22 protein-coding genes are annotated in these 20,178 nt (G+C 65.7%); 14 read left to right on the top strand and 8 right to left on the bottom strand.

The window, feature by feature from the left end; genetic code table 11:
- The first annotated feature begins 6 nt into the window (after window positions 1-6).
- The 13 genes from sdhA to ACVPT3_RS16180 all read left to right on the top strand — a co-directional run bounded on the left by sdhA (window position 7) and on the right by ACVPT3_RS16180 (window position 12,323).
- A complete protein-coding gene (sdhA, locus tag ACVPT3_RS16240) occupies window positions 7-1,791 on the top strand; it encodes a succinate dehydrogenase flavoprotein subunit (RefSeq protein WP_492041872.1) in 1,785 nt (594 codons plus the stop codon).
- A gap of 12 nt (window positions 1,792-1,803) precedes the next feature.
- Window positions 1,804-2,601 carry a succinate dehydrogenase iron-sulfur subunit gene (locus tag ACVPT3_RS16235; protein ID WP_492041871.1) on the top strand — a complete coding sequence of 266 codons (798 nt, stop codon included), beginning with the start codon at window positions 1,804-1,806 and terminating at the stop codon, window positions 2,599-2,601.
- A gap of 34 nt (window positions 2,602-2,635) precedes the next feature.
- The gene (locus ACVPT3_RS16230; protein ID WP_492041870.1) at window positions 2,636-2,983 is read left to right on the top strand and encodes a gamma-glutamylcyclotransferase family protein; all 348 of its coding nucleotides are present in this window, start codon (window positions 2,636-2,638) and stop codon (window positions 2,981-2,983) included.
- 134 nt (window positions 2,984-3,117) lie between these two features.
- Window positions 3,118-3,765 (top strand): type II toxin-antitoxin system toxin DNA ADP-ribosyl transferase DarT, encoded by a 648-nt coding sequence (darT, locus tag ACVPT3_RS16225; RefSeq protein WP_492041869.1) that lies wholly within the window; start codon window positions 3,118-3,120, stop codon window positions 3,763-3,765.
- On the top strand, window positions 3,766-4,839 hold the full coding sequence (darG, locus tag ACVPT3_RS16220; protein ID WP_492041868.1) for a type II toxin-antitoxin system antitoxin DNA ADP-ribosyl glycohydrolase DarG: 1,074 nt from the start codon (window positions 3,766-3,768) through the stop codon (window positions 4,837-4,839).
- Between the two features lie 263 nt (window positions 4,840-5,102).
- Window positions 5,103-6,638 (top strand): hypothetical protein, encoded by a 1,536-nt coding sequence (locus tag ACVPT3_RS16215; RefSeq protein WP_492041867.1) that lies wholly within the window; start codon window positions 5,103-5,105, stop codon window positions 6,636-6,638.
- Window positions 6,639-6,720: 82 nt separating this feature from the next.
- Entirely contained in the window at window positions 6,721-7,041 is a 321-nt protein-coding gene (locus tag ACVPT3_RS16210) for a 2Fe-2S iron-sulfur cluster-binding protein (RefSeq protein ID WP_267515239.1), read from the top strand.
- 219 nt (window positions 7,042-7,260) lie between these two features.
- Window positions 7,261-8,877: a DNA-packaging protein gene (locus ACVPT3_RS16205; protein ID WP_492041866.1), complete on the top strand. Its 1,617-nt coding sequence runs from the start codon at window positions 7,261-7,263 to the stop codon at window positions 8,875-8,877.
- 58 nt (window positions 8,878-8,935) lie between these two features.
- A complete protein-coding gene (gene ftsY / locus ACVPT3_RS16200) occupies window positions 8,936-9,871 on the top strand; it encodes a signal recognition particle-docking protein FtsY (RefSeq protein ID WP_492041865.1) in 936 nt (311 codons plus the stop codon).
- A 1-nt stretch (window position 9,872) separates the two neighbouring features.
- Window positions 9,873-10,526, top strand: coding sequence for an inner membrane-spanning protein YciB (locus ACVPT3_RS16195; protein WP_492041864.1), 654 nt, complete (start codon window positions 9,873-9,875; stop codon window positions 10,524-10,526).
- Window positions 10,527-10,854: 328 nt separating this feature from the next.
- Window positions 10,855-11,160: a hypothetical protein gene (locus ACVPT3_RS16190; protein ID WP_492041863.1), complete on the top strand. Its 306-nt coding sequence runs from the start codon at window positions 10,855-10,857 to the stop codon at window positions 11,158-11,160.
- An 85-nt stretch (window positions 11,161-11,245) separates the two neighbouring features.
- Complete coding sequence (locus ACVPT3_RS16185) at window positions 11,246-11,857, top strand: MarR family winged helix-turn-helix transcriptional regulator (protein WP_492041862.1); 612 nt, start codon at window positions 11,246-11,248, stop codon at window positions 11,855-11,857.
- 190 nt (window positions 11,858-12,047) lie between these two features.
- Window positions 12,048-12,323 carry a YdeI/OmpD-associated family protein gene (locus tag ACVPT3_RS16180; RefSeq protein WP_492041861.1) on the top strand — a complete coding sequence of 92 codons (276 nt, stop codon included), beginning with the start codon at window positions 12,048-12,050 and terminating at the stop codon, window positions 12,321-12,323.
- 21 nt (window positions 12,324-12,344) lie between these two features.
- On the opposite strand, the gene ACVPT3_RS16175 is transcribed toward ACVPT3_RS16180, so the two are convergent.
- Together ACVPT3_RS16175 and ACVPT3_RS16170 are read right to left on the bottom strand one after the other, a co-directional pair.
- Window positions 12,345-12,734 carry an SdpI family protein gene (locus tag ACVPT3_RS16175; protein ID WP_492041860.1) on the bottom strand — a complete coding sequence of 130 codons (390 nt, stop codon included), beginning with the start codon at window positions 12,732-12,734 and terminating at the stop codon, window positions 12,345-12,347.
- On the bottom strand, window positions 12,731-13,027 hold the full coding sequence (locus tag ACVPT3_RS16170; RefSeq protein WP_492041859.1) for an autorepressor SdpR family transcription factor: 297 nt from the start codon (window positions 13,025-13,027) through the stop codon (window positions 12,731-12,733). The genes ACVPT3_RS16175 and ACVPT3_RS16170 overlap by 4 nt, the downstream gene beginning before the upstream one ends.
- A 127-nt stretch (window positions 13,028-13,154) precedes the next feature.
- Between ACVPT3_RS16170 and ACVPT3_RS16165 the strand changes: the two genes are divergently transcribed.
- Window positions 13,155-14,039 (top strand): AraC family transcriptional regulator, encoded by an 885-nt coding sequence (locus ACVPT3_RS16165; protein ID WP_492041858.1) that lies wholly within the window; start codon window positions 13,155-13,157, stop codon window positions 14,037-14,039.
- Window positions 14,040-14,676: 637 nt separating this feature from the next.
- On the opposite strand, the gene ACVPT3_RS16160 is transcribed toward ACVPT3_RS16165, so the two are convergent.
- From ACVPT3_RS16160 to ACVPT3_RS16135, 6 genes are all read right to left on the bottom strand, one after another.
- Window positions 14,677-15,270 (bottom strand): hypothetical protein, encoded by a 594-nt coding sequence (locus ACVPT3_RS16160; RefSeq protein WP_492041857.1) that lies wholly within the window; start codon window positions 15,268-15,270, stop codon window positions 14,677-14,679.
- A gap of 217 nt (window positions 15,271-15,487) precedes the next feature.
- Window positions 15,488-15,904, bottom strand: a complete 417-nt coding sequence (locus tag ACVPT3_RS16155; protein ID WP_492041856.1) for a phasin — start codon at window positions 15,902-15,904, stop codon at window positions 15,488-15,490.
- 38 nt (window positions 15,905-15,942) lie between these two features.
- Window positions 15,943-16,728, bottom strand: a complete 786-nt coding sequence (locus ACVPT3_RS16150) for a creatininase family protein (RefSeq protein ID WP_492041855.1) — start codon at window positions 16,726-16,728, stop codon at window positions 15,943-15,945.
- Between the two features lie 26 nt (window positions 16,729-16,754).
- Window positions 16,755-17,384 (bottom strand): TetR/AcrR family transcriptional regulator, encoded by a 630-nt coding sequence (locus ACVPT3_RS16145; protein WP_492041854.1) that lies wholly within the window; start codon window positions 17,382-17,384, stop codon window positions 16,755-16,757.
- Window positions 17,384-18,991, bottom strand: coding sequence for a DHA2 family efflux MFS transporter permease subunit (locus ACVPT3_RS16140; protein ID WP_490334072.1), 1,608 nt, complete (start codon window positions 18,989-18,991; stop codon window positions 17,384-17,386). Before ACVPT3_RS16140 ends, ACVPT3_RS16145 begins: the two co-directional genes overlap by 1 nt.
- Window positions 18,988-20,067: an HlyD family secretion protein gene (locus ACVPT3_RS16135; protein WP_154726137.1), complete on the bottom strand. Its 1,080-nt coding sequence runs from the start codon at window positions 20,065-20,067 to the stop codon at window positions 18,988-18,990. Before ACVPT3_RS16135 ends, ACVPT3_RS16140 begins: the two co-directional genes overlap by 4 nt.
- Window positions 20,068-20,178 lie beyond the last annotated feature (111 nt).

Here is a 20,178-nt window from a genome sequence, read left to right as displayed (position 1 = left end):
CCCCTGATGGCCGCTTACGAACTGATCGACCACGAATACGACGTCGTCGTCGTCGGCGCGGGGGGCTCCGGCCTTCGCGCCGCCCTCGGCGCCGCACAGCAGGGGCTGAAGGTCGCCTGCGTCACCAAGGTCTTCCCGACCCGCTCGCACACGGTCGCGGCGCAAGGCGGCATCTCCGCCTCGCTCGGCAATATGGGCGAGGACAGCTGGCAGTGGCACATGTACGACACCGTCAAGGGGTCGGACTGGCTGGGCGACCAGGACTCGATCGAATATCTGGTCCGCAACGCGCCTAAGGCCGTCTACGAGCTGGAACACTGGGGCGTGCCCTTCTCGCGCACCGAGGAAGGCAAGATCTACCAGCGCGCCTTCGGCGGCATGACCCGCAACTTCGGTGAAGGCCCGGTACAGCGCACCTGCGCCGCCGCCGACCGCACCGGCCACGCCATCCTGCACACCCTGTACGGCCAGTCGGTGCGTCGGGAAGTGAAGTTCTTCGTCGAATATTTCGCGCTCGACCTGATCATGCAGGACGGCGCCTGCACCGGGGTGACGGCGCTTCAACTCGATAACGGTCAGCTTCACCAGTTCCGCGCCAAGATGGTCGTGCTCGCCACCGGCGGCTACGGGCGCGCCTACTTCTCGGCCACCTCGGCCCACACCTGCACCGGCGACGGCAACGCCATGGTGCTGCGCGCCGGCCTGCCCTTGCAGGATATGGAGTTCGTCCAGTTCCACCCGACCGGCATCTATGGCGCCGGCTGCCTGATCACCGAGGGCGCGCGCGGCGAGGGCGGCTATCTGACCAACTCGGAAGGCGAGCGCTTCATGGAGCGCTATGCGCCGACCGTGAAGGACCTGGCCCCGCGCGACATGGTTTCGCGCTCCATGACCATCGAAATCCGTGAGGGCCGGGGCGTGGGTCCGAACAAGGACCACATCTTCCTGCACCTGGACCACCTGGATCCCAAGATCCTGCACCAGCGCCTGCCGGGCATTTCCGAAAGCGCCAAGATCTTCGCCGGCGTGGACGTGACCAAGGCGCCGATCCCGGTCCTGCCGACCGTTCACTACAATATGGGCGGCATCCCCACGAACTATCACGGCGAGGTGCTGACCCTGCGCGACGGCAACCCCGACAGCGTGGTGCCCGGCCTGATGGCCGTGGGCGAGGCGGCCTGCGTCTCGGTGCACGGCGCCAACCGCCTGGGCTCCAACTCCCTGACCGACCTGGTGGTGTTCGGCCGCGCCGTCGGCCTGCGCTGCGGCGAGGTGGTGGACAAGGCCTCGGCCGTGCCGTCCGCCTCCAAGGCCCAGACCGACGCCCACCTGGCCCGCCTGGACCGCTTCCGTTTCGCCGACGGTTCCACTTCTACAGCGGAGCTTCGCCTTTCTATGCAGAAAGCTATGCAAGCGGACGCGGCGGTGTTCAGGACGGGGGAGACGTTGCAGCAGGGGACGGACAAGCTGCGGGCCATTGATGCGGCGGGGGATGATATCAAGACCACCGATCGCGGCCTGATCTGGAATACGGATCTGATGGAGACGCTGGAGTACGACAACCTGATCGCCCAGGCCGTCGTCACCATCGAGAGCGGGCTGAACCGCACGGAATCGCGCGGCGCCCACGCCCGCGAGGACTATCCGGATCGGGACGACGCGAACTGGATGAAACACACCCTGGCGTGGAAGCGTCCGGGCGAGCAGGTCCAGATCGACTACCGCCCCGTGCACAATTACACGATGTCCGACGACATCGCGTACATCGAGCCCAAGGCTCGGGTTTACTGAGGTCGAACGCAGATGGTTCAACTCTCCCTCCCCCGCGGCTCCAAGCCGACCAAGGGCAAGGTCCACAAGGCCGCGCCCGGCGCCAAGAACGTCAAGACCTACAAGGTCTATCGCTACGACCCCGAGGTCGACGCCGACCCGCGCTGGGACGTCTATGAGGTCTCGACCGACGATCACGGTCCGATGCTGCTGGACGCCTTGATTCACATAAAGAATTCGATCGACCCGACCCTGGCCTTCCGCCGGTCGTGCCGCGAGGGCATCTGCGGCTCCTGCTCGATGAACATCGACGGGCGCAACACCCTGGCCTGCACCAAGGGCTGGGACGAGTGCAACTCGCACAACATCACCATCGCCCCCCTGCCGCACCAGCCGGTGATCAAGGACCTGGTGACGGATCTGAGCCTGTTCTACGCCCAGTACGACTCGATCCAGCCCTATCTCCAGTCGGACGAGCCCGACCCGGAACAGGAACGGCTCCAGACCCCGGCCGAGCGCGAAAAGCTGGACGGCCTGTACGAGTGCATCCTGTGCGCCTGCTGCTCCACCTCCTGCCCCAGCTACTGGTGGAACCAGGACGAATACCTCGGCCCGGCGGCCCTGCTGCAGTCCTATCGCTGGATCTCCGACAGCCGCGACGACGCCACGCAGAAACGTCTGGACGACCTGGAAGACCCGTTCAAACTGTACCGCTGCCACACCATCATGAACTGCGCCCAGGTCTGCCCCAAGGGCCTGAACCCGGCCAAGGCCATCGCCGAAACCAAGAAGCTGATGGTCGCCCCGAGCCGCAAGAAACAGGCGGCCTGACCGCCGGCTGCCTGACCTGGAGACTGTGCCTTCCATGACCGCCGACGTCCTGCTGTTTTCCTATGGCACCTTGCAGGACCCGGCGGTGCAGACCGCCAATTTCGGCCGTCTGCTGGAAGGGACGGCCGACAGCCTGGTCGGTTTCGCCCTGTCGGAGCTCAAGATCACGGACCCCGAAGTCATCGCCGAAAGCGGCCTGACCCACCATCCGGTCCTGACGCAAAGCGACGACCCCGCCGACGTCATCCCCGGCACGGTGTTCCGCATCACCGCCGACGAACTCGCGGCCGCCGACATCTACGAGGCCGATGAGTATCGCCGCATCCGCACGACGACGGCGGCGGGGGCGGAGGCTTGGGTGTATGTTGCGGCGGAGGGGTAAGGGAACGGGATCGCGCGTCCGTCGCTGCTGCGCCCGATGCTGACGTAGACCGGCCCGACATTGATGATCCATAACGGTGCGGCTCATCACTGCTATGCGATGATGTGGGGCTAGCCGCTTCGAGAAGGGTTTCAATGCGCGTTTTCAGGGACCTCAATGCAGAAAAGGCGCGGGTCTTCAGGATCACGCATCGCTCCAACCTGCGTTGGATCCTTCAAAACGGCCTCCACAGCGCGAATTCTGGTCACGCAGACCCGAGCTTCGTGGCGATCGGGAATCCGGACCTCATCGGCAAGCGCGCCCACCACCCTCTTCGGGCGCCGGGCACGGGCGTCTTGGGAGACTATGTCCCCTTCTATTTCACACCCTTCTCGCCCATGCTCTTCAATATCACCACCGGTTGGGGCGGTATTACGAAGCGCGCGAACGAGGACGTGATTATCCTGGCGTCCTCAATCTGGAAGCTGCAGGAGTATCAGGTTCCGTTCGTGTTCTCGGATCGGCACGCCTACTTGGCTGCGGCGGAGTTCTTCAACGATCCCGCTCGGCTTGATCGCATAGATTGGGACCTTCTCCAGCGAAGGGACTTTAAACGCGACGCCAATGATCCCGGTAAGTTCGAACGATACGAAGCGGAGGCCCTGGCGCACGGTCATGTGCCCGTTGAAGCCCTTCTCGGAGTCGCTTGCTTCAACGAGTCCACCCGTGCGAGAATCGACGCCGAGATGCAGGCGACGGGGGTGGCCATCAAGGTCATCGTCAAACCGGACTGGTACTTCTGAATGATCCGATACACCTCAGGGAACCTGTTCGAGTCCGGCGCGGAGGCGCTGGTCAACACAGTCAACACGGTAGGGGTGATGGGCAAGGGCATTGCCTTGATGTTCAAGGAGGCCTTTCCTGAGAACTTCAAAGCCTATGACCTCGCTTGCAAACGCGATGAGGTCGTTGTCGGAAAAGTCTTCGCCACCCGCCGTAGCGACATGCTGGGCCCTGAGTGGATCATCAACTTTCCGACCAAGAAACATTGGCGTCACCCTTCCAAAATCGAGTGGATTGAGGAAGGGCTGCAGGATCTCAGGCGGTTTATCGCCGAGAACAATATTCATTCCATCGCCCTGCCGCCTCTAGGCGCGGGCAACGGAGGTCTCGATTGGGGTCTCGTGAGGCCGAAGATCGAGGCGGCGTTAGCCGACCTTCAGAACGTGGAGGTCATCGTCTATGAGCCCATTGCCAAGTATCAGAACGTCGCCAAGCGCGCCGGTGTGGAGAAGCTCACCCCAGCGCGCGCCCTGATAGCGGAGATCGTCCGTCGCTACTGGGTGTTGGGAATAGAGTGCACTCTCCTTGAGGTGCAGAAGCTCGCTTGGTTCATCGAGACGGCGGCTACCGATCTGGGCCTCGAAGACCCGCTGCAGCTGAAGTTCGAAGCCAACCGTTTTGGCCCCTACGCCGATCAGCTTCGTCACCTGCTCAACAATTTGGACGGCAGTTATCTGCACTGCGACAAGCGTATCAGCGACGCCGGGCCTCTCGATGTGATCTGGTTCGATGACGCTAAGAAGAGCCGTCTGGAGGCGTATCTGACGACGCCAGAGGCCAGCGTCTACAAGCCTGTGCTTGAGGCGACATCTCGGATTATCGATGGATTTGAATCACCGCTCGGCATGGAGCTTTTGGCCACTGTGGACTGGTTGCGACGAGAAGGCGTCGAGACCAGCCTTCCCGCCATGAGAGCCGGTATCAAGGCCTGGCCTGGCGGCGAGGGCGCTGCTTCCCGAAAGGCCAAAATCTTCGACGACCGCCTGGTGACCCTCGCGCTGAGCCGACTGGCCCCCGATAATCTGGCGGCCTAATGCGATTGGAAGGCACCGTAGCGCCTTTTCGATTGCGGACCTCTTGGTAAGGGAGGCCCTTCCCTCCTGCCTCTCGGTCAGGGCCATGAATTCCGCCACGGCTCGCGCGGGCCTCAACCGCACGAAGGAAACTTCGCGCCCCTCGCCGCCCTGCGGGTTAAAGTCTTCAACCGCTGACGGCGTCGTCGTCGCAGTTCGCCGTGGGGACGACGCGGTGTAGACCTCGAACTTCCCCCAGCGCCCTTAGCGGGAGTGGACGACCGATGGCGGAGAAACTCACGGCTGACGAACTCGGAGAGGTCGGCGAAAAGCTGTTCGGCAAGCTGTGCGCCCAGGCCAAGCTGATCAGCAATCCATCGGGCCGGGACCGGACCGGCTGGGATTTCCGCGTCGAGTTCCCGATGTCGACGCAAGGGCCGACGCTCGATCAACGAGAACCGCGCGCCTGCCAGATCCAGCTCAAATGCACGGCAGGCGAGACTGGAACAGTCCGCGCGCGCCTATCCGCAATGGAGCGGCTTGCCAAGGAGAAGGGCCCGGCGGCCATCGTCGTCTTCCGCCTCCGCCCGGACGGTTCCGAGCTGACGGGCTATCTCGTCCACCTCGTGGGCAAGGAGTTGGCCAAGGTACTTCGTCGTCTCCGCGTCGCGGAACACCAGGGCCGAACAGACGTCAACAAGCTGTGGATTTCATTCGATTATCGGAAAGGTCGGAGATTCAAACTCGATGCGGACGGGTTGTGTGAGGCGCTGGCGGAAATCTGTCCGGCAGATGTCGACGCCTACGTCGCCGAAAAGCGACGCCAGTTCGAGACCTTGGGTTACGAGGATGGCCGCCGTATCGAGGGCGAGGCGCTGGTCTATATCGAAAGCGCGGACCATTTCACGCGCCTGGTTTCCGGCTTGGCCCCACTGAAACCGCTGGAACTCCGCGCCTATGACCGCCGCTTCGGCCTTCGCGTGCCTTATCGGGGCGATCTGCTGGACGGCATTCAGGAATTCCAGATCGATCTGCCACACGCCGGACCAGCGACCCTCGTCATTCGCGGCGGCGCGCTTCGCCCAGCCGCCCTGTTCCAGTGCGAAGCCTTCGTGCCACTGCCGGTTCCGGACGGGCCGTTGATGGCGTTCCGCCACCCGGCCTTGAACCTGCTGTTCTTTGACCGTGGCTTGGAGTTTGAAAGCTCTGCGACCGTTACCCTGGATCGTTATGATCTGGCCAGCTGGGTCCAGCTCCTTCGCGGACTTTCCTATTTGGCCGAAGGCACGGCGACCATCGATCTCGAGTTTCGGGGATCCCGCTTGTCGGGGATTACATTGGAGGCCGGGCTGACCGGACCCTATTTGGATGATCTCCCCACCCTGCTGACCTTCGTAGATCGGCTTCAGCGTGCCCTAGACTTGGCGGGAGTGGCTGCCCCGGCGGCGTTCTCGCTCGATGACATTTCTGCGGCGAATCTAGCGCAAATGGCGCTCGACGTCATGTTCAACCCGCAGACTGCCGCGCGTTTCGAGTTCGACGCCATCGAGGGAGTGGCCGATGACGACCGCGTCGAGGCGCTCTACTTCAACACCGTGGAATTCGCGGGCGCTGGCCTGTCGTTTGCGACCCGGGTCACGCTGGAGCGTATTACGGGATCGACAGAGTTCCGCTCAACCCGGTTAGAACTCCTCGATCTGCGGGCGGCTGTGGCGGATCGAGACGCCTACGGCGTTCAACTGGCGGTCGACCACGACATCGTCGTGGTCATCCATCCGGACAATGTGACCATGATCGATCCCGTCGCCACGGAGAGCTGACGGGCGACCGCGTTCTACAGCCATACTTAGCCTTCCTTCCATCCGCCCTTGCGCCCACGCCCCGGCTTGATATGAGCGGGCCATGGCCAGCATCACCTATATCGAGCATGACGGAACCGAGCACGTCGTTGACGTGAAACCGGGGCTGAGCGTCATGGAGGGCGCGATCCGGAACAATGTGCCGGGGATCGATGCGGATTGCGGCGGGGCCTGCGCCTGCGCCACCTGCCATGTCTATGTCGACGAGGCCTGGCGCGAGGCGGCGGGCAAACCCTCGGCCATGGAGGAGTCGATGCTGGACTTCGCCGAAGAGGTCGAGCCCAACAGCCGGCTGTCGTGCCAGATCCGGGTGTCGGAGGCGCTGGACGGCCTGGTGGTGCGGTTGCCGCAGAACCAGCACTGATCGGCGGGCTCCCCGTCTGACTTAGGATGGCCCGAATTATGATGGGTTGGGCGGTCCTGCGTTTACAATTGGACGATCGAAAGCCTTTGACTTCAGCGGCTTGAGGCGCGCGAGGGCCTATTTGCGCGCCTTAGGAGCGGGTGCGCGAATACTGGGCGCATGGGAGCCAAGAGCATATTCACGGATAAGGTGTGGGACGAGGAGATCGGCCCACGATACATGAACGAGCGGCACAAGACCGCGCGCGCGATGGCGGCCGAGCTGGGCGTCTCCAAGGGCACGCTGGAAACCCAGATGCACAAGCGCGGGTTCTTCCGGCAGACGCCGCGCGAGTCCCTGCCGGCCAACTTCCTGAAGGGGACGGCGGCGGCGGAGACGCGGACGCTGGAGGAGGCGAGAGCCGCCCTGATGGGGTTCGAATGGGACCCCGAGCGTCCGGATCTGTCGATGGAGACCCTGATCGAGCTGGGCAAGGCGGCATGCCGCCTGGGGCGGTTGCCCGAGTTTCGCGAAATCCTGCGCTGTATCGCGGCCCTGCGCGCGGCCACAGGGGCGCCCCTGCCCTATGTGGTCTGGCCCGAGGCGGCGCGGGAGGCCCTGGAAGCGGGCGGGCTGGGCGACGAGGAGGAGCCGGGGCCGGAGCTGGTGTTGAGGACGGCGCAGCAGCCGCCGGAGGCGGCCTGGTCCGCCTGGCTGTTCCTGGGCGGACGGGGGGCGGGCAAGACCCTGGCGGGGGCGTCGTGGGCGGCGGACGAGGCCGAGCGGCTGGGGCCCGGCGGGCGGCTGGCCCTGGTGGGGGCGACCCTGCACGATGTGCGCGAGGTGATGATCGGCGGGCCCAGCGGCATCAACGCCCTGCCGCGCTGGCGGGGGCGGGCGCGGCCGGTCTATGAATCGACGCGGCGGCGGCTGGTGTTCCCGAGCGGGGCCGAGGCCTGGGCCTTTTCCGCCGAGGACCCCGACAGCCTGCGCGGACCGCAGTTCGCCGGGGCCTGGGCCGATGAATTCTGCGCCTGGGCGCGGCCGGACGAGACCCTGGCCATGCTGCGCCTGGGGCTGAGGCTGGGGCGGGATCCGCGTCTGGTGGTGACGACCACGCCCCGGCCGATGGCGGCGCTGAAGGCGCTGAGGGCCGAGGCCGGGTGCGTGACCACCCATGCGCCGACGCGGGACAACGCCGAACATCTGGCGCCGGGGGTGATCGCGCGGCTGGAGGCTCTGTACGGCGGCACGCGGCGGGCGGCGCAGGAGATGGAGGGGCTGATCCTCGACGTCGAAGGGGCGCTGTTCCGGGCGGAGGATCTGGCGCGGGCGAATTTGTACGCCGGGGCGGCGCCGGAACGGTTCGACCGGGTGGTGGTGGCGATCGATCCGACCACCACGCCGGGGGGCGACGCCTGCGGCATCGTGGCGGCGGGGCGGGTGGGGACGCAGGCCTATGTCCTGGCCGACCGGTCGATGCGGGGGCTGAGCCCCGACGGCTGGGCGCGGCGGGCCCTGGCCTGCGCCGCCGAGTTCGGAGCCGGGGCCATTGTCGCCGAGGTCAACCAGGGCGGGGACATGGTGGCCCATGTGCTGAAGACGCTTGAGCCCAATGTGGTGGTGCGCGAGGTGCGGGCCACGCGCGGCAAGCGGATGCGGGCCGAGCCGGTGGCCGCCCTGTACGAACAGGGGCGGGTGACGCACCTGGGCCGGTTCCGCGACCTTGAGGAGGAGCTGATGGCTCTGGGCGGGGACGAGACGGGCAGTCTGGACCGGGCCGACGCCCTGGTCTGGGCCCTGACCGACCTGATGCTGGGGGAGGAACGGCAGGGGCCGTGGTTCAGGGTGTTGTGACCCCATGACCCCGCCATTGGCGCGTGACGGGGGGCGGCGGGCGCGCTAGAGCCATGCCATGACCGATACGCCGAAAAAGGGCTGGTTCCAGCGCCTGTCCGCGGGGCTCTCGCGCTCCTCCAAACAGATGACCGACCAGGTCGTCGCCAGCTTCGTCAAGGAACCCCTGTCCGAGGCGGCGCTGGAGCAGCTGGAGGAACATCTGCTGGAGAGCGACCTGGGGCCGGCGGCCTCGGCGCGGATCGTCGAACGGTTCCGGGCGCTGAAGTTCGGCAAGGACGCCCAGGAGCATGAGGTCAAGGAAGCCCTGGCCGAGGCGGTGGCGGCCGAACTGGCGCCGCGCCAGGCGACCTTCGATCCGCTGAACGGTCCCAAACCCTATGTGGTGCTGTTCGTCGGGGTGAACGGCTCGGGCAAGACCACCACCCTGGGCAAGATCGCCGCCGACCTGACGGGCAAGGGCGCCAAGGTGATGATCGTCGCCGGCGACACCTTCCGCGCCGCCGCCCGCGAACAGCTGAAGGTCTGGGCCGACCGGGCCGGGGCCGATTTCGAGAGCCGCCGGGACGGGGCCGACGCGGCCGGCCTGGCGTTCGACGCCTATCAGAAGGCCAAGGCCGAGGGGTTCGACGTGGTCCTGATCGACACGGCCGGGCGGTTGCAGAACAAGTCGGCCCTGATGGATGAACTGCTGAAGATCGTGCGGGTGCTGAAGAAGGTCGACCCCGAGGCGCCGCATGACACCTTGTTGGTGCTGGACGCCACGGTCGGGCGCAACGCCCTGGCCCAGGAACAGATCTTCGGCCGCACCGCCTTCGTCACGGGCGTCGTCATGACCAAGCTGGACGGGACGGCGCGGGGCGGGGTGCTGGTGCCCGTGGCCCAGGCGTCCGACGCGCCCCTGATGCTGATCGGCGTGGGCGAGGGGGTGGAGGATCTGCAAGCCTTCGACGCCCGCGCCTTCGCCCGCTCGCTGGTGGGACTGGAAGACTGAGATGACCGAGACCACCCCCGCGCCCGAGACCAAGAACCGACAGTGGATCCGCCAGCTGGTGGATTTCGGCGCCCTGGCCGCCTTCATGATCAGCTATTTCGTGACGCGGGACATGATCTTCGCGACCTGGGTGCTGGTCGGGGCCTCGGCCCTGGCGCTGGGGGTCGGCTATGCGGTCGAGCGGCGGTTCGCGCCCCTGCCGCTGATCACCGGCCTGTTCGCCCTGGTGTTCGGCCTGCTGACCGTCTTCACCCACGACGACCTGTATGTGAAGCTGAAGCTGACGGTGCAGAACGGGCTCCTGGCGGTGGTGCTGCTGGGCTCGATCCCGCTGAAGAAATATCCGTTCAAGGCCCTGCTGGGCTCGGCCATCAAGGTCAATGACGCCGCCTGGCGGACCCTGACCCTGCGCTACGGCCTGTATTTCCTGACCGTGGCCGTGCTGAACGAGGTGTTCCGCAGCCCCGCCGCCGTGACCGCGATCTGGCACGCCCTGGGCCGCGACACGCCCAATCCGAACGACGTCTGGACCGGTTTCCGCGGGGTTCTGTGGATCGCCGCCTCGGTCTTCGGCCTGTCCCAGGTGCCGCTGATCATGCGCAACATGACCAAGGACGAAGAGCCCGGCCCGGTCTCGCCGGACACGGGACTGTAGCACGACGCTTGTAGGTTGTGATGGCGCGCGCTATAGATGCATCCACTTGGATGCGGAGGGGAGCATGAAGCGCTTTATTGTCATTTTAGTTGGTGGGGTGTTACTCGCGTCACCGTCTGCACATTCAAAACAAAGCTGCATAGGTGGTGGTGATCAATGCCCGGCTCCGCAGTATGATCAATTAGAGAAGTGTCAGAATTCCTGCATGTCCGGGTACATGCTTATTGCGGGCATGTGTGCGCTTTTGCTTCCACCCGCCAATGCGATTTGCCATGCAGGAAATTCGCTGGATTTGGCTCAATGCCTGAGATCCTGTAGAGACTGAAATATGCTTATGTGGAATGTATATTGGCAAAAGGCCAATGGGGATCCTGAAACGTTTGATATTATTATTAGAAAACCAAAATTATCTAACTTGATTCCAAATACTTGGGAGTGCACAATTTCTGTGCCAATTGCATGGATAGAATTGAAAACAATATATGGGGCTACGCCTCTTCAAGCATTGTCTTTGTCAATTGGTCTAATCCATTCTGAATTGGAAGGTTTGGCCGAAAGAGGTCCCTTTTTTGATGTTCAAACCAACCAACGGATTTTTCCAGAAATGTTTACAACGGAAATGAAAAGTTTTTAGGGTGCCCGTCGCCTTTGTCGTGAAATCGTAAACTCTTCGTGTCAATCGCTGGATCCTAAGTTGAAATTAGGATGGGCAAGTCCATATGGTCAAGTCAGGCAAGGCGTTGCGGAAGGTCGGTCCTCTGGCCACCTCGCCCAGCCATCTGATGCACCGGGCGCTTCAGTTGGCGCTGGACATCTATTCCGAGGAAATGGGCGCCGACGGCCTGACCCAGCGCCAGTTCGCGGTTCTCGAGGCCGCCTCGCTGAAAGCCGGCCTGACCCAGACCGAACTGGTCCGGATGACCGGCATCGACCGTTCGACCCTGGCCGATCTGGTCACCCGGATGACCGCCAAGGGCCTGCTGGAGCGCGAACGCTCGACCCTGGACGCCCGCGCCAAGGCGGTTCGTCTGTCCACGGAAGGCGCCGCCCGTCTGGAGGCCGCCCGGCCGCTGGTCGAGGCCGCCGACAAGCGGATCATGGGCCTGCTGCCCAAGGGTCAGCGCGACACCTTCCTGGCCCAGCTGGCCGAACTGGCCGCCGCCGCCGACGCCGCCCCCGACGCCGCCAAGGCCGAGGCCAAGGCCGCCAAAAAGGCGCTGAAAATGGCCGAGAAGGAGGCCAAGAAGGCCGAAAAGGCCGCCAAGAAGGCGGTCCGCCCGGCCAAGGCCAAGCTGAAGAAGCCCAAGCTGAAGGTGGTCGAGGTCGCCTGATCTTCCCTGCCCGTCACCCTCGAGCTTGTTCCGAGGGCCTACTGTGGAGGGCGCGCAAGCGGGGACGGCGTGTCACCCGTCGGGGACCGGAGGCTGAAAAGCGGGTCCTCGGAACAAGTCCGAGGATACGGGATGCGGGAGCGGCGGGCCACAGCTTGCGCCGCCGCTCCGCGACTGCGCACAATGGGGCATGGCTGATGAGACAGATCTGCCCGGCGGCGTCGTCCATTCGCTGCCCGCCGATCTGCGGGCGGCGCTGGTCGGCGACGCCGCAGCCCTGGCGACCTGGACGGCGATCACGCCCCTGGCCCGCAATGAATGGATCTGCTGGGTCGAGTCGGCGAAGAAGGCCGAGACGCGGCTCAAGCGGATCGACTGGGGGCGCGAGAACCTGAGCGACGGCAAACGCCGCCCCTGCTGCTGGCCCGGATGCCCGCATCGGGAGAAGGGGCCGGGCGCGGGCTAGGGGGCGGCGGAAGGTCGAATCCTAGCCGGCCTCGCCCCTGGTCCTGGCCCTGGCCGACAGGCGCAGGCAGTAGAGCAGGGTGAAGGCCATGCCGCCGATCACCGCGCCGCAGCCGATGACGACCGCCGTCATGATGGTGGGGGCGAAGGCGAAGGCCAGGGCGTAGACGAGGCCGCTCAGCACCATGGACCAGGCCGAGACGCGCTGGGTTTTTCTGGCGCCCGCGCTGGCGGTGAAGGTCTTGGGGATGCGATTGCCGAAGGCCGCGATCATCAGGCCGGTGGCGCCCAGAACCAGACGAAGCGTGGTCTCGTGGTCGATATAGCCCAGCCGGCGTCCCAGGCTGGCGCACAGGGCCAGGACCAGAATCCCGCCGCCCCAGGCGAGGCTGTTGATGACGTCCTTGTTCATTTCGCAGGCTCCTGTGACGGCCCGGGCGTCTCTGCGCCGAGGCCGAACGAATTGACGAAGCCCAGCAGGGCCTCTTCCAGCACCGAGAGTTTCAGATGGTAGACGACCGACTTGCCGGCCTTCTCCGCATGAACCAGATCCGCCTCCTTCAGCACCGCGAAATGGGCCGACATGGTTGGTTTGGAGACGTCGAACCGGTCGCTGATCTCGCCGGCGGTCATCGGTCCCTGGCGCAGCAGCTGAAGCACCCGCCGGCGGGTCGGGTCGGAAAGGGCTTTGAAGACCTGGCTCATAATGTGATTGTTAGCTAAACGTCTAAATGAGTCAAGCGCGCGTTCGGCGATGGGTGTTCAAACCGCAAGATCGGGCGAGCGCGCGACAGCGTCAGGCGCCAATCTGGGGCTGACACGACGGACAAGGATGATGACGGCGGCGCTTGAACACTATCATTCCAGAATGCTCAGGGTGCTGGATCATATCGACCGGCATCTGGACGGCGATCTGGACCTGGAGACGGTCAGCCGGGTCGCGGCCTTTTCCAAATTCCATTTCCACCGGCAGTTCAAGGCGACCTTCGGGGTGTCCCTGCACCGCTATGTCCAGCTGGCGCGGATGCGACAGGCCTCCAAACGGCTGGCGGACGGGCAGGGGCCCAGCGTGACCGACATCGCCCTGGACGCCGGCTACGAGACGCCTGACGCCTTCGCCCGCGCCTTTCGCCAGAGGTTCCGGCAGTCGCCCTCCGATTTCCGGAAGTCGCCCGACTGGGCGCCGTGGCTTCAGGCCTTCGGCCCCCTCAACTCAGCCAGGAGCAGGCTCATGCCCACGCCTTTCACCCCCGATCAGGTGATCATCCGCGAGACGCCCCCGATCCGGGTGGCGATCTTCGAGCACTGGGGCGATCCCGCGACCATCGACGCCACGGTCCAGCGGTTCATCGCCTGGCGCAAGGCCGCCGGCCTGTCGCCCAAGACCAACCCGACCTTCAACATCTGGCATTCGGAACGCCACCCCGCCGACCCCGCCGATTATCGGATGGACCTGTGCGTCGGGCTGAACCCCGGCCAGCGGGTGGAGGCGGAGGACCCGTCGGTTAAGGCGGGCGAAATCCCGGGCGGGCGGTGCGCCGTGCTGCGCGTCACCGGAGACACCCATAACCTGGAGCCCGCCGCCCTGTATCTGTACCGCGAGTGGCTGCCGGCCAGCGGCGAGGAGATGCGGGATTTTCCGATCTATTGCCAGCGGCTGTTCGTGGACGAGCCGGAGAGGGGGGCGGCGGCGGAGTTGTTTTTGCCGCTGAGGTGAGGGGGGATGGTCGGGTTTCAGTGGATTGGCAGTTTTGCAGGCCTCACCTGTCGTGGGTGCTCCCACGCGCAGCACATTGGTCGCCAAACGAACCTTGACCATTTTTCCCTTCGGCGCCTGCGCGGTAGCTGTCGCCGTCAGTGCATGGTGACCCCAATGACATGGCGGTTTTGGATCGTTTCTGAGTTGCGGCGCTGGGCGATCTTTGGATAGTCGAGCGGAGTTCGGATCGATTGTGGGAGGCGCGGTTCGCCGTCGACAGCCTGCAGCGCATGACGGAGGACCGAGACGACGCGGCGACGATCAGTCTGGGTCTGTGGCTGCCTGATGTCAGGCAGCGGCCCGGTCGTGTCGCTTTACATATGGGTGGGAGTCGGCCGGGAGGGCTTCGGCCGGCTGAACGCCCCCGACGGCCTGATCCAGCGTTTGTCCGTGGTCGATGGAATGGGCCAGAACGCCGTCGCGAGGACTGACCATGAGACGGCGATAATGGTTGAGGCGGGCCATGGATCGCACGGGGTCGCGAGCTTCTGCAGCAAGGCGGATGCCGGTCCAGGCGCCGATAACCGGAGCCAGAACAGTTGCCAGTCCAATCGCCGAGTGGCGGGCGATGAACTGGGATAACCTGAGCCTATCGTCAGTGATGTGAGCCATCAGCATAGTGCTTCTTCAGGTGGTTCCAGATGCGTAGCAAAAACTTCGTAATTTGGTTGAGCTGAAACAGGCCGGCAAGGACAACGTCCAGTACCAAAAGACTGATTTTAACGTATTTGGCCAAGATTGCCAAATTATGTCCCATGCCCTCTAGGGCTACTACGTATTTGATGAAGAGGTCCAGCAGGATCGCCAGGCCGAACAGGACGACGATCACAACAAACCCGGTTAGACACTCAACGGCGATTTCCGCCAGGAGTTGGGCGTCGGCCGAGACGGCGCGCCACAGGTCATCCGGGGTCTCCATCGGATGGGGCTGGGTGGCGAAGAGGACGAGGCCTGAGACAAGGAAGGCTCCGACAATGAGGATGTCGCCGCCCACAAAGACGCCGCGCAGGATGCCGGCGAAATTAAGAAGTAGCGGGCTGATCACCCCTTGCGTCACAAGCCAACTGGTCGCGAGCTCCAGCGCGATGGCGGGCGCGAAGATGACCAGGAAGCAGATTGCGCCCAGTAGGATGTGAGCGATCGTCTGGCCTGTCGATACAGCCGTGCGAATAAACGTCTTGTCGTTCATCGCCCCCCGCGATCCACCCCTTCGCCTCCTAAAGGCGATGTCTTGGGGATACTGAGTTTGTACAGCCTTAGCAATACGGCCGAGCACGCACAGGTGTTCATGCGACCGTCACGGAGGCCCTTGTCGAGGCAGCCATGGCGTCGGTGGGGCGGAGGGAGCCTCTCCACCGCTTCGCAGTCCCCCTCTCCACGTGGGGAGGGAGACAGGTCGGTGATCTTTAGCGTTTTCTCAGCCGCTTCGCGTTAGCGACGGCGGTCTTGTGGATGGGGGTGAGGGCGTCGGTCTGGGCCTGGGTCAGTTCGGCGGTCAGGGTCTGGGCCTGGCCGGAGGCGCGGATCCACCAGCCCAGGGCGTAGCGGAGCTGGGCCTGGGCGGCTTCGGCCGGGGAGCGGGCGGCGGCGATTTCGGTGGCGGCCTGGAGGGCGCGGGCGCCCTCGTCCATGGCGTCGCGGCTCAGGCGTTCGCCGACGGCGCCGGCGCTGGCGGTCAGGGCGGCGACGGAGGCGGCCATGGCCTCGGTCTTTTCCGAGCTCATCAGCGACAGTTCGACCGGGTCCTGGCCCTTGGGGTCCGTCATGCCCTGGGCCATCAGGGTGGTGCGCGCCGCGATGACCTCGGCCGAGGCGGACAGCATTTCGGCGCCCAAAACGGCCGGCGAGCGGGCTTTGCGGGTCAGGACGCGTCTCCGGGGGTTTCTCCAGGCCGGGCCTCGGCGGCGAAGGCCGCGACGTCGGACAGCAGGGCGGGGACGGCCAGGTCGATGATGCGGCGGCCCTTTTCGGGGCTGGCCTGGGCCGGATCGGAGCCGATGCGGCCGTCGGGGAAGCGGGCGCGATAGTCGAGGGCGTCGCGGATCGGGCCGCTGGGGGCGATCTTGGGGGCGTATTCCGCCGTCTTGATCCGGTCGGGATAGGCGGCCTGGGTCACGGCGATCTCGGACGGGGTGGCGTGCATGCCGTGGCCGGTGGGGAAGATCGAGTTGCACAGGCCCTGGACGCCCGGCAGGTCCCACCAGTTCTTCAGCTTCAGGATGAAGGGCGGCTCCTCCTCCATGAAGCTCCATTCGGCGTAGATTTCCGAGAAGGTCGCCTCGATGGTGGCGACGTTGCCGCCGTGGCCGTTGAGGAAATAGATCCGCTCGAACCCGTGGCGGCTGAGCGACGAGACCCAGTCGGTGATGGCGGCCATGAAGGTGGAGGGGCGTAAGGAGATGGTGCCGGCGAAGGCCAGGTGATGCTGGGCCATGCCGATGTTGAAGGTGGGGGCGACCATCAGGGCGGCGTCCGAACGCTCGGCCTCGTGGGCGATGATCTCGGGGCACAGCCAGTCGGTGCCCAACAGGCCCGTCGGCCCGTGCTGCTCGTTGGAGCCGATCGGCACGACGACCGTCTTCGACAGGGGCCGGCCCGACGCGATCTGGGCGTCGATCTCGGGCCAGGACGACAGGTGGATCAGCATGGGCGAACTCCTCTACGCGGCGGGTCTCAACTAGCGCGATCCTGGCCAGGCGCATAGGAGGTCGGCGTATAGGCCGCGACGAAGACCCGTGCGGCCTCGCGGGCGCGGCGGAGGCGGTGGTCGGCGTCGATCTGGGGCACGTTCAGCATGGCCCGCAGATGGCCGTGGCCCAGGACCAGGCCCGAGAACATCTCGGCCGCCTCGTCGGGGTCGGGCACGTTCAGCCGGCCCGCGCGCGTCTGGTCCGCCAGCCAGGCCGACAGCAGTTTCAGGCTGCGCAGGGGCCCAGCCTCATAGACGGCCTGGGCGATCTCGGGAGCTTCGGTCGACATCAGCACCACGCCGCGCATCGAGCCGACCTTGTCCGGGTGGCAGATTCGTTCGAGCAGGAGCAGGGCCAGGGCCTCCAGCACCTCGACCGGGGCGCCGGCCGTCTTCAGCGGGGCGACGATGGCGTCGGACCTCTGGCCCGCCATGGCCCGGGCGATCTCCAGCTTGGAGGCGAAGCGGTTGTAGACCGTCTGTTTGGAGACGCCGGCGACGCGGGCGATTTCGTCCATCGACACCGCCAGGCCCTTGTCCGCGAACAGGGTCGCGGCGGCGTCGAGGATGGCCTCGCTCTTCTTCTCGTCGACCTGGCCCCGGCGGCGGGCCATCAGTGGGCGTCCGAAGGCGGGGCGCCCGGTTGGGCCTTGACCGGCTGGGCCAGCAGGGTGACGAAGGCGGCGCCGGCGCACATGATGCCCAGCAGGGCGAAGGCGTCGCCGAAGGCCATGGTCGTGGCCTGTTTCTGCAGAATCCCATAGACGGCCTTCATCGCCGAGGCGGCGGGGTCGATGGTGCCGGTGAAGCGCTGGGCCATGCCGGCCATCATATTACGCATGGCCTGGTCGCCCTGGGCGATGCCGCTGGTCAGTTCGCCGATATGGACCGCGGTATTGGTGGTCAGGCCGGTGTTCAGGATCGCCAGGCCGAAGGCCCCGCCGACGTTGCGCGACAGGTTCACCAGGCCCGAGGCGTTCTTGACCATGTGCGGCGGCAGGGTGGCCATCGTCACCTGCTGCGAGGCGATCATCGCCAGCATGACGCCGACGCCCCGGAAGGCCTGGACCGAGGCGAACTGCCAGAAGCCCCATTCGTCCGTGACCAGCCGCGCCTCCCACATGCCCCAGGCGCACATCATGAAGCCGCCGAACATCAGGATGCGGGCGTCCATCTTGCGCACCAGTCGCCCGGCGAAGGGGGCGGTGGCGAACATGGCGAGACCCGAGACGACCATGGTGGTGCCCACCTCGGCCGACGAATAATCACGCACCCGGCCCAGGAACAGCGGCAGCAGGAAGGTGCCGCCGAACAGGGCGAATCCCACTGTGAAGGTCATGATGAAGCCGACCAGGAAGTTGCGGTTGGTGAAGGCGCGCAACTCGACGATCGGCTGGCGATAGGTCAGAGAGCGCCAGACGAAGACCGGCCCCGCCACGGCCGCGACCACCGCCAGCAGCAGGATGGAGGTGTCGTCGAACCAGTCGTTCCTGGCGCCCTCCTCCAGCACATACTGCATGCTCATCAGGAAGACGGCCATGAAGCCCAGGCCCCACCAGTCGAAGCCCTTGGCCAGGGACGGGTCGCCCTTGTCGAAGTTTCCGTAACGGCCGACCAGGAAGAGGACCAGCAAGCCCGGCGCCACATTGATGAAGAAGAGCCAGCGCCAGCTGAGCCATTCGGTCAGGTGTCCGCCCAGGGTCGGGCCGACGGTCGGGGCCAGGGTGACGATCAGGCCCATGACCACGCTGGCCGTGACCCGCTTGTCCGGCGGGAAGGCGGTGAAGGCCACGGCGAAGACGGTCGGGATCATGGCCCCGCCGACGAAGCCCTGGATGGCCCGGAACAGGATCATCATGTCGATGGAGGTCGACAGGCCCGTGGCGATGCTCATCAGGACGAAGCCGGCGCACGAGGCCAGGAACAGCTTCTGGGTGCCCCATAGCCGCGACAGGAAGCCGGACAGGGGGATCATCACCACCTCGGGGATCAGATAGGCGGTCTGGATCCAGCTGATCTCGTCCGCCGAGGCGCCGACCCCGGCCTGGATCTGGGGCAGGGAGGCGGCGACGATCTGGATGTCCAGAATGGCCATGAACTGGCCCACCACCATGCCGGCGAAGCCGAGCAGCAGCATGGTCCAGTTGATCTCGGGATGGCCGGCGACGGGGCTCTGCGGCGTGACCCCGCCCCCAGCCGCAGCCGGGTTGGCGGTGGTCACGGGCGAGGCGTCCCGATGGAGGCCTCGGCGAAGCTCTGGCCGCCCTGGCTCTTCAGATCGACCTTGACGTCAACCGACAGGCCGGGACGGAGGGCCAGGCTGCGGTCGGCGCCGCTGACGACGATCCGCACGGGGACCCGCTGGGTGATCTTGGTGAAGTTGCCGGTGGCGTTCTCGACCGGAATCAGGGCGAATTCGGAGCCGGTGGCGGGGGCGAAACTGTCGATCCGGCCCTCGATCTTGCGGCCGGGGAAGGCGTCGGCGGAAATCTCGACCGTCTGGCCCAGTCGCATCCGGTCCAGCTGGGTCTCCTTGAAGTTGGCGACGATATAGGTCTGGGTCAGGGGCACGATGGACAGCAGCTGGGTCCCGGCGTTGACGTATTGGCCGGGCCGGACGCTGCGGGCGCCGACGACGCCGGCGATGGGGGCGCGGATGACGGTGCGTTCCAGGGCGATGCGGGCGGTTTCGACCACGGCGCGGGCCTGTTCGACGGCGGCGACGCTCTGTTCGCGCGTTGAGCCCAGCACCCCGGCGGTGCGCTGTTCGGCGACCAGGGCGGCCTGGGCCTGTTGCACGCTGGCGTCGGCGGTGGCGGCGCCGGCGCGTTCGGTCTGAATCCGCTGCTGCGAGACCCAGCCCTGCTGGGCCAGCTTGCCGTAACGATCCACCTCGGCGCGGGCCAGGCCGGCCTGGGCGCGGGCCTGGGTCACGGCGGCGGCGCGGGCGGCGATGGCGGCCTTCTCCTGCTCGGCCTGGGCGTCGACATTGCCGACGGCGGCGATGGCCGCCTGGAGATTGGCCTCGGCGCGGGCCAGTTCGGCGCGTTGATTGGCGTCGTCCAACCGGACCAGGATCTGACCGGCCTCGACCCGCTGGTTGTCGCCGACCAGGACCTCGGTCACCCGGCTCGCCAGCTGGGGGCTGATCAGGGTGGTGTCGGCCTGGACGAAGGCGTTGTCGGTGCTTTCCCATCTCTGGCCGTTGATCCACCAGACGATCCCGCCCGCGACCAGGGCGAGGCCGACGAGAATGGCGGCGAACAGGGGCAGGCGTTTCTTCAGTTCAGGCGACATGGGACATCCGGGGGGAGGGTGCGGCGTTTTGAAGCGGGGCTAAAATGGACGTCGCCGTCCAAAAATCAATGTCCAATCGCGAAGAGGCCGATCAAAGCCTCTTTTCGTGTA

Source organism: Brevundimonas sp. FV1ps31S, from assembly GCF_058681265.1.
Note: the sequence above shows the minus strand (reverse complement) of the source record. Positions and strands in the feature narration are given on the sequence as shown.

Excerpts from the sequence above, each read along its gene's own strand:
- sdhA (WP_492041872.1), top strand. The coding sequence starts at position 7 with ATGGCCGCTTACGAACTGATCGACCACGAATACGACGTCGTCGTCGTC.
- ACVPT3_RS16235 (WP_492041871.1), top strand. The coding sequence starts at position 1,804 with ATGGTTCAACTCTCCCTCCCCCGCGGCTCCAAGCCGACCAAGGGCAAG.
- ACVPT3_RS16230 (WP_492041870.1), top strand. The coding sequence starts at position 2,636 with ATGACCGCCGACGTCCTGCTGTTTTCCTATGGCACCTTGCAGGACCCG.
- darT (WP_492041869.1), top strand. The coding sequence starts at position 3,118 with ATGCGCGTTTTCAGGGACCTCAATGCAGAAAAGGCGCGGGTCTTCAGG.
- darG (WP_492041868.1), top strand. The coding sequence starts at position 3,766 with ATGATCCGATACACCTCAGGGAACCTGTTCGAGTCCGGCGCGGAGGCG.
- ACVPT3_RS16215 (WP_492041867.1), top strand. The coding sequence starts at position 5,103 with ATGGCGGAGAAACTCACGGCTGACGAACTCGGAGAGGTCGGCGAAAAG.
- ACVPT3_RS16210 (WP_267515239.1), top strand. The coding sequence starts at position 6,721 with ATGGCCAGCATCACCTATATCGAGCATGACGGAACCGAGCACGTCGTT.
- ACVPT3_RS16205 (WP_492041866.1), top strand. The coding sequence starts at position 7,261 with ATGAACGAGCGGCACAAGACCGCGCGCGCGATGGCGGCCGAGCTGGGC.
- ftsY (WP_492041865.1), top strand. The coding sequence starts at position 8,936 with ATGACCGATACGCCGAAAAAGGGCTGGTTCCAGCGCCTGTCCGCGGGG.
- ACVPT3_RS16195 (WP_492041864.1), top strand. The coding sequence starts at position 9,873 with ATGACCGAGACCACCCCCGCGCCCGAGACCAAGAACCGACAGTGGATC.
- ACVPT3_RS16190 (WP_492041863.1), top strand. The coding sequence starts at position 10,855 with ATGCTTATGTGGAATGTATATTGGCAAAAGGCCAATGGGGATCCTGAA.
- ACVPT3_RS16185 (WP_492041862.1), top strand. The coding sequence starts at position 11,246 with ATGGTCAAGTCAGGCAAGGCGTTGCGGAAGGTCGGTCCTCTGGCCACC.
- ACVPT3_RS16180 (WP_492041861.1), top strand. The coding sequence starts at position 12,048 with ATGGCTGATGAGACAGATCTGCCCGGCGGCGTCGTCCATTCGCTGCCC.
- ACVPT3_RS16175 (WP_492041860.1), bottom strand. The coding sequence starts at position 12,734 with ATGAACAAGGACGTCATCAACAGCCTCGCCTGGGGCGGCGGGATTCTG.
- ACVPT3_RS16170 (WP_492041859.1), bottom strand. The coding sequence starts at position 13,027 with ATGAGCCAGGTCTTCAAAGCCCTTTCCGACCCGACCCGCCGGCGGGTG.
- ACVPT3_RS16165 (WP_492041858.1), top strand. The coding sequence starts at position 13,155 with ATGATGACGGCGGCGCTTGAACACTATCATTCCAGAATGCTCAGGGTG.
- ACVPT3_RS16160 (WP_492041857.1), bottom strand. The coding sequence starts at position 15,270 with ATGAACGACAAGACGTTTATTCGCACGGCTGTATCGACAGGCCAGACG.
- ACVPT3_RS16155 (WP_492041856.1), bottom strand. The coding sequence starts at position 15,904 with ATGCTGTCCGCCTCGGCCGAGGTCATCGCGGCGCGCACCACCCTGATG.
- ACVPT3_RS16150 (WP_492041855.1), bottom strand. The coding sequence starts at position 16,728 with ATGCTGATCCACCTGTCGTCCTGGCCCGAGATCGACGCCCAGATCGCG.
- ACVPT3_RS16145 (WP_492041854.1), bottom strand. The coding sequence starts at position 17,384 with ATGGCCCGCCGCCGGGGCCAGGTCGACGAGAAGAAGAGCGAGGCCATC.
- ACVPT3_RS16135 (WP_154726137.1), bottom strand. The coding sequence starts at position 20,067 with ATGTCGCCTGAACTGAAGAAACGCCTGCCCCTGTTCGCCGCCATTCTC.